Genomic DNA, 13,273 nt, shown 5'->3' on the forward strand with positions numbered 1-13,273 from the left:
TTCAGCTTCTCTGATATGCAAATAGCTGCCATTTGCCGACAATATTGCCGTTTGGCGACAAGATTACTATTTGACGATATGAAGATATTTACTACTCCATATAAATGACTTTCGGTTACGAATGATTTTGCCGTTTGATACACACAATACTCAGCATTTAGCTGATAGGCCGATAGATGAGTTAGTGGGATGAAAAACAGAGCATAATCATTGCAGGGGCATTAACACAGGAACCTTGTTAGATGAGCCAACATTACATTTGGATATAAACCACCAATTAGAAGTTTTAGAGTTGATTAAAAGGTTGGCTATAAATAAAGAACAGGTTGATAGCGGTTGGGTCTCTCATGACCATAATTTGGCAAATCGATATTAGGATAGACCTATACTTATTAACTCAACTAAAGTGAGATGTGTTCGACAGGCAAACCTCAAGAAGTTCTTACGAGAGATGATATGGAAGAGGGGTATAAGGGGAATATAACTAACTATAACATAACAAGAGATCAAAATCCTTCCACATTATTCCGATTTCTAATCTAAAATAGAATAGAATAGATAACAAGTCATGGGTGTTTAGAGGGGGTAATAAATAGCCATTAAATGACGGCAAAAAGAGATTAAAAACGATTGGAGCGTAATGTTGAGCTTATAAAGAGCTTAAGAAAAGCCATATAAACAAATTACGAGAAATAGCAGAGGAAGACAGAGAATTCGAGACATTCTATGATTTTTTATATTGCCTCTCCCATTTAGTTCCCTTTCAGTTTGCATCTTTTTACAGATGATCTCATGTTTATCTCTGTATATGTCCAGAGCGGCTCTTATTCCATACGCCGAGGAAGGGATTTGAACCCCTGCGTTCCGACGGAACATCGGTTCTCAAGACCGACGCCTTAGACCACTTGGCTACCTCGGCATTAGAGACGTCTCCTCAAAACTTGAGAGCAGTGATGATAAAGTTTCTTGTGCTCCAAGGGCAATACATATACACATATCATATTTACACATATCATATTATATCATATCCATCATACCATAAGCACCTATTAAGATTGTCATTGGGCCCGCCGGGATTTGAACCCGGGCTAGGGGCTCCGGAGGCCCCTGTGCTTTCCAGACTATACTACGAGCCCTTTTTTTATACAAATCTATCGTATTAATCTGCATCCATGAGGTCTTTTTTAGTCAACTCATGGTATCAAAAAATCTATTGGAATGTGCATAAATATCATATATATCTTCCATTAAATTAATTTTCTAGAGCTAAAAGCCTAGTTTAAATTTTTCTTTCAACTTTTACTCCGCCATTAAACCCATCTCATACCAGACGCTACACAAAGAGAAATAGCACCCTAGCCTTAGCCCAGTGATCCAAAGCTAAAGAAAAGAAAAAAGATGTACTGGACTGACACTTACTTATACATATGTAATATAGGATGCGGGCAACAATCGGTTACTTAAGTTATCGATCTCGGATTCGTGTGCTAGATTGATTTTTCCATCGTTTCTCTAGCTTTTCTTCAACCTTTGGAAGTGTAGTGTACTCCATTTCCTCTGCAGATAAACGATGGGGCTCAAACGGACCCTGTGCCCTCATGATATCCGCTATATCAAGCGCTTTCTTCCTCGCAAGATCAAATCCCGGATCATCAAACATGTCCACAGGGCCTATTAACCTGCCTTCTGCGATCTGAAATCCTAAAGCTATAACCCTTGGGGGACCATCAAACCTAGTCGGATGTGCTTGCTGCACAGATACCGGCATCAAAGGACCACGATGGCTGCCACGCATCCACCCTGCAACTATATGCGGAGATGCAAAAGGCTCCAGAACCTCTCCCACCGCTGGTAAACCATGCTGTGCCCTTACTATGCAAACAGGATCATCTTTTCCCACATACTTGCCAGCAATGAGACTGAGCCTCTGCGTAGATGCGACAGCTGCGATCAGCCCGTCTTTCCTGCGTACCGACTTGATCACATACCTACTGGGCTGGCCGATGTAAGCAAGCATATCATAGACATCCTCTGGAGTATTGAACTCGATCTTTCTCTCCTTGATGACATCGTGAACCTCAAAGATGAATCCATCATGCAAACCGGGATCGATGACCAGACCCGCAGTATTGTATGGATCGACAAATATTTTATACAGAGGAGGATTCCAAGCACCAGGCTCGGTCTTGTCAGCCATGAAGATGATAACCGGGTCCGATTCCCTTTCAATAAACTCCATCTCCGCAACGCCAGGGCCGAGTCCTTTCACATTGCCTGAGAAGGCCTCGGAGAGAATATCCTGCCCTGCTCCGTAGAGCTTCATTTTTCTGGCTATGGAGGCACAGTCTTGGAAGGTTGCCCATGCCAACCCATGGATTTTAGAGTCGTCAGCGCCCCTTCTGTGCGTCATTATAAGCTCAAGGTCATCTCCACAGTGTGTGACAAACTCATCCAGAATTAAACCCTCTTCCTTCGCTTTTTTCAGCTTCTCATCGGCTTGGGATAGCAGTGCAGGATGGACCTTTGCATGCCCGGGATAACTTCCTACATCCGCCTTGATTACAGATAGGGTAATTTTTTCAGTCATGATATCTAACTCTCCAGAACGATCTCGATGCTTACATCTTTGGGGACTTGTATCCTCATCAGTTGTCTCAAAGCGCGCTCATCCGCATCTATGTCCATTAGTCTCTTATGTACCCTCATTTCCCAGCGATCCCACGTTGCCGTCCCTTCACCATCCGGAGACTTTCGACACGGCACTATGAGCCTTTTGGTAGGCAGTGGAACTGGACCTGCCCGGCTCACGCCCGTTTTCTCAGCGATCTGCTTGATCTTATCACAGATAGCATCCAGTTCGACTGGATTGATCCCTGATAACCTGATCCTTGCTCTCTGATCCATGTTTATCTTGGTTTGATGTCTATGACCATACCTGCTGCGATGGTCTGCCCCATGTCCCTGATCGCGAATCTCCCTAGCTGAGGGATTTTCTTGACATTTTCTACAACCAATGGTCGAGTTGGCTTGACCTGGAGTATCGCTGCATCACCAGCCTTTATGAAGTCTGGATTCGTCTCTAGGACTGCGCCCGTCTTTGGATCAAGCTTCTTTTGTATCTCAGTAATGGTGCATGCGACTTGGGCTGTGTGGCAGTGAAACACCGGCGTGTAACCAACTGTAATCGCAGACGGATGCTGTAAAACGATGATTTGCGCAGTAAACTCATCCGCTACTGTGGGGGGATTATCCGGATGCCCACAAACATCGCCTCTCCGTATATCTCCTTTGCCTATCCCACGCACGTTCCAACCAATATTATCACCTGGTAAGGCTTCTGGAATCTCCTCATGGTGCATCTCAATCGATTTTACCTCTCCAGAAACGTCAGCTGGCTGGAAGATGATCTTATCCCCCTTCTTCATTTTACCAGTTTCCACCCTGCCGACTGGTACGGTGCCCACGCCCGATATTGTGTACACATCTTGGACAGGCACTCTCAAGGGAAGGGCAACAGGCTTCTCTGGCTCCTTCAGATTATCAAGCGCCTCTAGGAACGTTGGTCCATCATACCATTTTGTGTTTTCGCTCTTCTTGGAGACGTTGTCACCTGCGTAGGCCGACACCGCAATATACTGGACCTGCTCTGGCTTGAATCCTACCGTCTTCAAGAGATTGCTGACATCTGACTTGACCTCATTGTATTTTTTTTCAGAGTAGTTTGCAGCATCTAACTTGTTTATAGCAACGATCATTTGATTGATTCCCAGCGTTCTCGCGAGAAATACATGCTCTTTCGTCTGTGGCTGGATTCCCTCGATTGCGCTAACCACTAACACAGTGGCATCTGCCTGAGAAGTTCCGGTGATCATGTTCTTTACGAAGTCCCTATGACCAGGACAGTCCACTACGGTGAAATAGTACTTAGAAGTGTCAAATCGCCGATGAGCGACGTCGATTGTCAAACCACGGTCTTTCTCCTCTTTTAAGGTATCCATGACCCATGCATACTCGAACGTGGCTTTTCCCTTGGCTTCTGCCTCTTTTCTGTATTGCTCGATCATGTGTGCGGGAATAGCTCCTGTTTCGGACAAGAGCCTTCCCACCATAGTTGACTTTCCATGATCAACGTGACCGATCATTGCCAAATTTAGATGTGGTTTCGTCATACTTTATCCTCCTCAACACCCTTGTAGGGCTTTTTGACTTTAAATCTTTTTGCTTACTGATCAATATAATCACTTGGCTTAGGCATCTCTAATTTTAAACCTTTTCTTTGCCTTATTTGCCTTATAACATCCACCTGAAGATTCGATGGGAGGGATTCAAATCCTGCATATTCTGTACTCCACAGGGCCCGCCCCTCGGTGGCGGATCGGATACTTCCTGCAAACCCAAAAAGCTCTGCTACAGGTGCTTTACCTCTAATAATGACAATATCTCCCTCAGAATTGACCTCTAAAATCTGCCCTCGACGTCCTTGAATCTCTCTGGATGCGCTACCCATGTAGTCTGCTGGAACTTGGACGTATACATCTAGAATTGGCTCAAGGATGGTGGGGTTGGCCATCAATACGGCTGCTTGAATCGCCTGTCTTGCCGCGGGAATGACCTGTGCAGGACCTCTGTGCACTGCATCTTCATGTAGCTTTACATCCATCAACTTAGCCTTTACACCTTGGCATGGCTCCCTGGCCAAAGGACCGTTTCGCATCACATCTTCAAACCCCTCCAGGATCAGTTCCATGGTCTCTCTAAGATACTGGATTCCCTTGGTCATATCGAGAAATACATTTGAACCATAAATTCCTGCGATACTCTTGGCTTCCTCTTTGTCCATTCCCGCATCCATTAACATTTGTCTTCGCTCAAGTTCTTTCATCTTCATTGACACCGCATCGGATTTGATCAACTGGATGACCTCCTTTGGCAACGGCTCAACCGAGATATAAAATCTGTTGTGCCTATTGGGAGATTTGCCCTCCACGGGTCCTGCTCTGCCTTGTATGCTCTCTCGATAGACCACTATCGGAGGTGATGTCGTGATAGGGACTTTATGATCGTGCTGAATTCTATAGGCGACTATCTCCAGATGCAATTCACCCATACCAGATATCAAATGCTCGCCGGTCTCCTCATTGATTTCTACCTTGAGCGTGGGGTCCTCTTTTGAAAGTTGCCTTAGCACTTCTATGAGTTTAGGCAGATCTTTCGTATGCTCGGCTTCAACTGCAACCGTCACCACGGGCTCGCTAACGTATTTGATAGACTCAAAAGGAGCCATCTCTACGGAAGAAATGGTTGAACCAACTATGGCATCCTTAATGCCAGTTATGGCAACGATGTTTCCAGCCGGGACTTCTTCCACATCTAATCGGTCAGGACCGATGAATATGCCAACCTGCTGTACCCTGCTTAAGTTGGGCATACCTGAAACACGCAGCTCTTGCCCTCTTCGCAATGTACCACTAAAGAGTCGCCCAGTTGCCACCTCCCCGGCATGAGGGTCCATCATGATGTCGGTTACCATCAATGCAATGGGGCCATTGGGGTCACAGTTTTCCATCGCTTCGCCTACGATACTTTGTCGGTCCCCATGCCATATAGCCGATACTCGGTCTTTTTGTGCCCCCAAAGGATTGGGAAGGAGCGGTATTACCATATCAAGAAGTATTTGATGCAGAGGGCATTTCTCTGCCAACGATTTTATATCACCGCTTTGACAATGGTCATAAACCTCTTTAAAACCAATGCCGTTTTCTTTCATAGAGTGCACACTAATCGCCCATTTGTATAAAGCGGAACCGAATGCAACACTTCCTTCCGAGGTATCTACTCTCCAACCTTGCTCATATTTTTCTTTGTTCATGCTCTTGATGAGCTTATTCACATCATCGATTATTTTGCTCAGGCGGAGTTGCATTTCTTTTTTATCGACTTTCAACTCATTGATGAGACGATCAACCTTGTTTACGAACAGTACGGGCTTTACATTCTCCCTTAATGCCTGACGTAGTACAGTTTCGGTCTGCGGCATAATACCTTCCACTGCATCTACGACTACTATCGCTCCATCTACTGCCCTCATTGCTCTGGTGACGTCACCACCAAAATCTACGTGACCCGGCGTATCGATCAGGTTGATGAGATACTCTTCGCCCTTGAAATCGTGTACCATTGAGACGTTCGCTGCGTTGATCGTTATGCCCCTTTCTTGCTCTAATTCATAATAATCCATAAAAAGCTGCGTTCCTGCCAGCTCCTGAGAGATGATGCCAGCTCCAGCTAACAAGCTATCAGTCAGGGTAGTCTTACCATGATCAATATGAGCGACAATGCCAATGTCTCTGATTTTTTCCGGCTTGCCCATAAGCTTTTTCGCTCGCTCGACGATCTTTTCTCTTCTGGTCATGCAATACCCCCATATTTGCCTATAAACTATAAAAGGTCTTACCTAGCTTTATGTCATAATATATAAGGATGTTGTCATGGAAATTTTATCATTTTGTATTTATTGAAATATTTGATTTTATTAGGATGCTATCCACCCCCAAGCAATAAAGAATATTATGCGTGAATCTTGGACGTAGTCTGAATTGAAGTAAAAAATGTGTTGAGGTCGAAAAATGTCGCATTTGATAAATCATTGATTGTAACTGTCTTGAATTTGTCACCTTGGCAGTACTTAATCACCTTGACATCGCTGTAACTGGGCGAACTTTAGACCTGCTGAGCACATGATATTTAACTCCAACCTTGGAGTGAGGGTTAAATCCAATCGCTAAAAGAGCTGGATGGAAACGTTGGATATCTCTAAATCTTGTGTTATGCGCGATGTTTGCCTTTTGGCTGAATCCATCAATGATGCTGTTTGTGATGGGCCTCTTGGCTGCATCCAATAACCTTAACCAGTTTTGGTTAGCGCACATGGCTAGACATTCAAAAGAATTGAAAGCTTATGGTGCATTAGTGGAAAAAGTTAATCCTACCCATATAAATCGCATCCCATACGAGATAGCGACAGGAGTTATCGGGGTAATCCTAATATGCCTTGTGGGCTTGGATATATCAAAAACGATGTCTTGGATCGGATTTGCCTTGATCAGTCACGCTTTTGCCGTGATATTTTATCTACGCCTAAATCAAAAAAGGTAGACAAAAATATGTGAGAAATAGCTATTTCGTTATTCAGCATTTTTTATCTGACTCTTCTTGTTGAAGGCATACAACACTGTGACAACGCGTATTATTTAGGATGTTGAGGGCGATAAACAATAATATATAAAAGAATAATTGGAGAAGAGAAAAGAGACAAACAGATGGTATAATGAGACTAAAGGTAATGGGCAAAGTTTCAAATCAAAATTCCAACATTGAACAAAACGCGAATTTCGTTTATTTTATATATGCTAAATTGTGTATGATAATGAATGAATTATTCGACATTTCACTTGATAGAGCATACGAGGAATAAAAATGTCTGAAAATGAAACAAATAGGATTGAGAAGATCAATAAGCTTCTTAAGGAACGAAAATTAGATGAAGCTTTGGAACTAACTGAAGTCAGCGATGTAGAAGATTTGCTTGTCATAGGCGCTTGGTTGGGGGAACATGGAGTTCACGATGAAGCTGAAAAAATGTTTGATCGTATTATTCAACTAGATCCAAACCATGCTGATGCTTGGTCTAAAAAAGGAGTTGCACTGGGAGTTCTTGGAAAATATGATGAAGCAATCGAATGTTTTAACAAGGCAATAGAGATAGATCCCAAGTATGCTGATGCATGGTCTCATAAAGGCATAGGACTTGGACGTCTTGAAAGACATAATGAAGCAATAGAATGCTTTGATAAGGCAATAGAGATAAATCCAAACCATGCTGATGCCTGGTATAACAAAGGCATTGCACTGGAAAATCTCGAAAAAAATGATGAAGCGGTAGAATGCTTTGACAAGGCTATAGAGATAAATCCAAGATATGCTAAGGCATCCAAGGCAAGGCCCATAAGATGATATAAAAAAGTATATCTCTAAAAAAATCTTGGAAAATAAAATATTGGAAAATACGACTTTCAATCAAAAAATAAAATCCGACATACAATAAATGCAGAATCTCCCCCCTAAATTTATCATACCTGCCCTAAAATGGTGAATCGATTACCGAAAAGTGTCCATAGATGATGAGTATAGGAGGCCATAAAAGGGATTTCAGCGACTAGATTAGAGTAGAGTGCATCGAATTGGCGCATATAGTATAGTTTCGAGTTCAAAAGTGCTGGTATAATATAATAAATATAACAAATAATGAACTCCAAATTTTATCAGAAATAGCTTTATCAGAACTAGGCTGAGCCAGGGACAAACACAGAGCCGTTGAAACTCATTTTTACCTAGTGCGGTTCTATCTCAGCTATTTGTAGTCCGTCTTTATAGGTCCGAACTGTTCCGCCGCTTTGTGAAACAGTGATGGCAATAGCATTTGTATCTCTGGTTATGGCTGCTGCCGCTATATGCCGTCCACCCAATCCTTTTTGTATTTTTATACCGTTAGCATTCACATCAAGATATCTGCCAGCAGCCAAGATTTTTCCGCTCTCATCAACGATGAACATCCCATCCAATTGTGCGAAGTCCTTTATCGTTTCCCAATTATCCCGATTTGTTACATCTCTCTCCTCAGCGCCATGTCCCTCATAGGGATTGAGGATGAGCTGGTGTGACCTCTTGAGAACTTCATCTGTGTCCCCTATGGTAAAAGCAGTTCCCACACACTTGCCTTCCCTACCTTCGTATCCAAGTTCCAGGGCTATATCTAAAATGGCTTGAGTCACTTTCGGCGCGACCCTGTCAGCGCTTTTATTCAAACTGAGGATTACCGGCTCTTCGCGCAGATCATATGCGATGACTATATTGCCAAGTATCCCAACCACGATGTCGTTCATCTTGAGTTTGCCATCAACATACGCACTTAAGACGGCGTCTCTCAGTTTATAGGTTCTAGTCAAATCACCTTGCCATTCTTGCATTGCAACTAGAATCGGAATTTTCGTCTCTAATCTCTCTTGCATATCACCGGTAACGATGATCGCTGCGGCATGTATCTCCTCGGCCATCTTAACTGCAGCCTTATAAATTTGTACCTTTGTACCCATATTCGTGTCCCTTTGTTTTGTCTATTTACCTAAGCCAAGATAAAAACTTCTATATAATAAGTGTATCACCTATGATTCTATGAGCAACCAAACGATGGCTGAGAAAATACTTTCAGCTAAAACTAATACTGACATCGTGGCCGGTGAAATAATTGTCACACCAGTAGATTTAGTGTTCGCTCATGACGGAACAATGCCACTTGCCATTCAGCAAATGGAGATTCTGGAAAAGAGGGATGTTTTTGATCCAAACAAAGTCATGGGAATATGTGATCACGCATCTCCATCCCCAAGCGAAAAGATCTCCAATGTGCACGCTCTCATGCGAGAATTCGCTAAGAAGAATAAAATCCATTTCTTCGAGAATGGGGATGGCATTTGCCATCAGATAGTTGTGGAAAAATTTGCAGCCCCCTGGAAGATCATCATCGGAGGCGACAGCCATACATGCACCCATGGCGCTCTTGGCGCCTTCTCCACTGGAATGGGCTCTACAGACGTAGGGGCAATCATGGCCTATGGAAAGACGTGGCTCAAGGTCCCGGAATCGTTCAAGATCAAAGTGGTAGGAGAGTTAAAAGAGCGCGTGTACTCCAAAGACGTGATTTTACACATAATTGGAGAGATAACAGCGGAAGGAGCGACTTACATGTCTATGGAGTTTTTAGGGGATACCGTTGACAGAATGAGCATAGAGTCCAGAATGACGATGTGCAACATGGCTATAGAAGCTGGAGGCAAGACGGGGTTGTGCATAGCGGACGAAAAGGTCAAGAGCTTTTTGGAATCACATGGAAGGGGCAGTGAATACAGGGCTTTGAGCCCAGACAGGGATGCAACCTACAAGGAAGAAATCACCATAGAGGCGTCTTGCTTAGAGCCGATGATAGCCCATTCTCACAGAGTGGACAAAGTTGCTTCGGTGGCCGAATTTGAAGGGATGGAAATTGACCAAGTTTGCATCGGCTCTTGCACCAATGGTCGCATGGAAGACCTTCGCATAGCTGCTGAGATACTGAAAGGAAAAGAGGTCGCAAAAGATACGAGATTGGTGATATATCCTGCCAGCAGGAGCATCCTAATTCAGGCCATTCGTGAAGGCATCATAGAGACTTTTTTGCGGTCAGGAGCTGCCATCGGGGCTCCGGGGTGTGGCTTCTGTATTGGGAGGACCGTTGCCCTGGGGGATGGAGAAGTGGCTTTATCAACCCAAAATAGAAACTTCAAAGGTCGAATGGGAAATGATAAATCTGAGATCTACCTATGTAGTCCTGCCACGGCTGCCGCTAGCGCCATAACAGGAAAAATAACAGACCCAAGGAGAGCATATAAGGGATGATAAAAGGACAAGTAATACGGGTTTTTCCGAAGGACACGAATACCGACGAGATCATAGCTGGAAAGTATAAGTATGACGAGCTTGACACAAAAAAAATGGCATCACATACATTTGAGTCGATTGACCCCACCTTCTATGAAGATGCAAAAAAAATCAAGAATCCGATAATCGTCGCTGACAGCAATTTTGGATGCGGTTCATCACGCGAGCAGGCACCTTTAGTCATAAAAGCATGTCACGTCCCATGCATTATCGCCAAATCTTTTGCAAGAATATTCTACAGGAATGGCTTTAATATTGGCTTGCCTCTAATCGAATGTAGAGGCATGGTGTCTAAAGTGCGCCGAGGGGATGAGCTTGAGGTGGACTTCGATAGGGGAGTTATCCGAAATATTACGAAGTCTGAGGAATATAAATTTCAGCCGATCCCGAAATTCATGCAGGATTTGGTGGATGCTGGTGGGCTGATGCCCTACCTGAATGCAAGATTTTCCGAGCAGGAGTGAACCCATGACCAAAAAAGTAGCAGTGATAAAGGGAGATGGGGTCGGACCAGAATTGGTCGATGGGGCAATCCAAGTTTTAGATGCTACAGATCACGACTTGGAGCTGATTTTGTGCGATGCAGGCGTTGATTGGTGGAAAAAAAATGATGGAAATTCATTAATTCCTGATGAAACCTGGAGGATTTTAGAGGAATCTGATGCATGTTTCAAAGGACCCACCACCACTCCCGGAGGGATAGGCACACTCAAAAGCGTAGCTGTCTCGATAAGACAGAAATTTAACCTATATGCAAACGTCCGTCCAATAAAGACTTTTTCAAATACTCCAAAGCCATGCGGCGATGTTAACTTTATCTGTGTCAGGGAGGGGACAGAAGGCTTGTACTGTGGGTCTGAGATTCAAAAAGATGAGGACACATATATCGCATTTCGGAAGATAACCAGATCCGCATGTAACAGGATTGCCAAATATGCATTCGAAGAGGCAAGGCGTAGAGGTTTAGGAACTGTGGTGGCCATCCACAAAAGCAACATCCTAAAGCTGACCTGTGGAGTTTTCTTGGACGAGGTTCAAAAGGTCGGAAAGGACTACCCGGATATAGAAATATGGGAGTATCACGTTGATAACATGGCCCAACAGCTCATCAAAAACCCTCAAATATTCGATCAAAAGATTTTACTATCGACTAACTTGTTCATGGACATAATAAGTGAGGAGTGCGCCGCCCTGATAGGAAGTATCGGTCTGGTCTATTCTGCAAACTTTGGCGATAAATATGCTATGTTTGAGCCTGCGCACGGCTCTGCCCCCAAGTATGCCGGAAAAGACAAGGTAAATCCAACGGCAACCATACTTGCAGGTGCGTGGATGCTCGAGTATTTAGGTGAAAAGGAGAAAGCCCAAGCCATCTTTCAAGCCACCGAAAAGGTGATTTCAGAAGGAAAGTTGACCACGTACGATATAGGAGGAAATGCGAGACTCAGCGAAATGGCAAGTGCAATCGCAAAAACTACAGAAGAGATTTTGGGATGATTTTAGTCGAGCCTTCCTCTTATCAGCCCAAGATGAATTGCCCTATCGCATCAATTCCTCATTTTTTTATCGTATCATTCCTTAACTTTGCCTTCTTTTCTCTTCCGCAATTTTGGCATCAACTTCGATTTGATGAGCCAGCCTAGGGCAACCAAGATCAATATTGGCACTACATATCCGATGAGGATTATAAGCCCCCTTATCGTCGATACGAAGGCTTCGAAGGCAGCGCGAAAAGCGTCCCTTATCCCCCAGCTGTGCGTTATGGGCTCTTGCTCGTACAATGAAACGGAAATCGTCGCAAGCTCAATGCGGTTCTCAAGATAGTTTAGCCGACCGGTAAGCTGTTCGATTTCACTTCTCACACGCCATATTTCTCTCTCAACTTCAAGAACTTCCTGCGTAGTATTGGCCATGTCAAGTATTTCTAATAGTCTCTGCTCCTGTCGCTCTGAATTGTTAATTCTCGCCCTCAAATCGATATATTCCTCTGTAACATCTTCTCCTGAGGTTTGTTTTGACTTTACATCGCCAATCTGCTCTATTTCTGAGATGACAGAAAGAAACTCATCAGCTGGCACTCTGAGCGTAAAATCCCCCCTCCTGAGCCCAGTACCTGTGACATAAGAATAGGAGTTAGAAACAAAACCACCTGACCTTTCTACTATCAGAATAAGTGCGTTAGAGCTTGCTTGGAAATTCTCTACCTCAATGCTCAAGGAGGCTTTTTGAATTATCTTCTGCTCTGTATCCGTATCAGTATACTGATAGTCTGCTGTTCCCCCTCCTACAGAAATAGCTGTATCTGCCGGTTTAATCATTGTAGGAGTCATCGGTGCAGGCATTGGTGCTGAGAGCCCATTGCCACCTTCTGTACCCGTTAGTTTCACGGAATCAGATAAGGGAGAACTCATACAGCCTGCGGAAGCTGATAATATGCAGAGCAGAACGACAACCGCTATTTTGGTATATTTCTTCATCTTTATTACCTGCAAATCTTGCTTATTTGTTTTGTCGCACTTATAAGATTTCCGATAACTGAACTATGAATCAAGTTGAAGTTATGGTTAGATTCAGCAATTAAAAAAGTATTAAAAGATTAGGAATAATAAATAATCGGCTCTGTAGAAAACCTTTCCTCTCAACTCTAGCTTAATGCAAACTCTTATAAAAAGTAAGTATCCCCTGAGTGATAGCAGAAGACCGACAACAGGGGATGGATGTAAGTGTCTACGAATAGGTA

12 protein-coding genes and 2 tRNA genes are annotated in these 13,273 nt (G+C 43.6%); 5 read left to right on the forward strand and 9 right to left on the reverse strand.

All coding sequences use genetic code 11. From position 1 onward, the window contains the following. Positions 1-834: 834 nt before the first annotated feature. The 7 genes from PHI74_07725 to PHI74_07755 form a co-directional block, all read right to left on the reverse strand. Positions 835-919: transfer RNA gene (locus PHI74_07725), tRNA-Ser, on the reverse strand. Positions 920-1,062: 143 nt separating this feature from the next. Then, positions 1,063-1,136: transfer RNA gene (locus tag PHI74_07730), tRNA-Arg, on the reverse strand. A gap of 329 nt (positions 1,137-1,465) precedes the next feature. Further along, positions 1,466-2,587 carry a fructose-1,6-bisphosphate aldolase/phosphatase gene (gene fbp, locus PHI74_07735; GenBank protein MDD5485899.1) on the reverse strand — a complete coding sequence of 374 codons (1,122 nt, stop codon included), beginning with the start codon at positions 2,585-2,587 and terminating at the stop codon, positions 1,466-1,468. 5 nt (positions 2,588-2,592) lie between these two features. Beyond that, positions 2,593-2,904 carry a 30S ribosomal protein S10 gene (gene rpsJ / locus PHI74_07740; GenBank protein ID MDD5485900.1) on the reverse strand — a complete coding sequence of 104 codons (312 nt, stop codon included), beginning with the start codon at positions 2,902-2,904 and terminating at the stop codon, positions 2,593-2,595. A 2-nt stretch (positions 2,905-2,906) separates the two neighbouring features. Beyond that, positions 2,907-4,169 carry a translation elongation factor EF-1 subunit alpha gene (gene tuf, locus PHI74_07745; protein MDD5485901.1) on the reverse strand — a complete coding sequence of 421 codons (1,263 nt, stop codon included), beginning with the start codon at positions 4,167-4,169 and terminating at the stop codon, positions 2,907-2,909. Positions 4,170-4,222: 53 nt separating this feature from the next. Next, the gene (locus PHI74_07750; protein MDD5485902.1) at positions 4,223-6,412 is read right to left on the reverse strand and encodes an elongation factor EF-2; all 2,190 of its coding nucleotides are present in this window, start codon (positions 6,410-6,412) and stop codon (positions 4,223-4,225) included. Positions 6,413-6,689: 277 nt separating this feature from the next. Further along, on the reverse strand, positions 6,690-6,929 hold the full coding sequence (locus PHI74_07755; protein ID MDD5485903.1) for a hypothetical protein: 240 nt from the start codon (positions 6,927-6,929) through the stop codon (positions 6,690-6,692). On the opposite strand from PHI74_07755, the gene PHI74_07760 reads away from it, so the two are divergent. Then, complete coding sequence (locus PHI74_07760; protein ID MDD5485904.1) at positions 6,928-7,155, forward strand: hypothetical protein; 228 nt, start codon at positions 6,928-6,930, stop codon at positions 7,153-7,155. The genes PHI74_07755 and PHI74_07760 overlap by 2 nt on opposite strands. Positions 7,156-7,476: 321 nt before the next feature. Beyond that, on the forward strand, positions 7,477-8,013 hold the full coding sequence (locus PHI74_07765) for a tetratricopeptide repeat protein (GenBank protein ID MDD5485905.1): 537 nt from the start codon (positions 7,477-7,479) through the stop codon (positions 8,011-8,013). A 377-nt stretch (positions 8,014-8,390) separates the two neighbouring features. On the opposite strand, the gene PHI74_07770 is transcribed toward PHI74_07765, so the two are convergent. After that, the gene (locus tag PHI74_07770) at positions 8,391-9,152 is read right to left on the reverse strand and encodes a diadenylate cyclase (protein ID MDD5485906.1); all 762 of its coding nucleotides are present in this window, start codon (positions 9,150-9,152) and stop codon (positions 8,391-8,393) included. A 79-nt stretch (positions 9,153-9,231) separates the two neighbouring features. Between PHI74_07770 and PHI74_07775 the strand changes: the two genes are divergently transcribed. The 3 genes from PHI74_07775 to PHI74_07785 are packed head-to-tail and all read left to right on the forward strand — an operon-like array spanning position 9,232 to position 12,030. After that, a complete protein-coding gene (locus PHI74_07775) occupies positions 9,232-10,491 on the forward strand; it encodes a 3-isopropylmalate dehydratase large subunit (protein MDD5485907.1) in 1,260 nt (419 codons plus the stop codon). After that, positions 10,488-10,997, forward strand: coding sequence for a 3-isopropylmalate dehydratase (locus tag PHI74_07780; protein ID MDD5485908.1), 510 nt, complete (start codon positions 10,488-10,490; stop codon positions 10,995-10,997). Before PHI74_07775 ends, PHI74_07780 begins: the two co-directional genes overlap by 4 nt. A 4-nt stretch (positions 10,998-11,001) precedes the next feature. Next, a complete protein-coding gene (locus PHI74_07785) occupies positions 11,002-12,030 on the forward strand; it encodes an isocitrate/isopropylmalate dehydrogenase family protein (GenBank protein ID MDD5485909.1) in 1,029 nt (342 codons plus the stop codon). A gap of 74 nt (positions 12,031-12,104) precedes the next feature. On the opposite strand, the gene PHI74_07790 is transcribed toward PHI74_07785, so the two are convergent. Further along, positions 12,105-13,010, reverse strand: a complete 906-nt coding sequence (locus PHI74_07790) for a DUF4349 domain-containing protein (protein ID MDD5485910.1) — start codon at positions 13,008-13,010, stop codon at positions 12,105-12,107. Positions 13,011-13,273: the final 263 nt, after the last annotated feature.

Source organism: Methanocellales archaeon (assembly GCA_028715985.1).
In the GTDB taxonomy this organism is placed as follows: Archaea; Halobacteriota; UBA148; order UBA148; family UBA148; genus UBA148.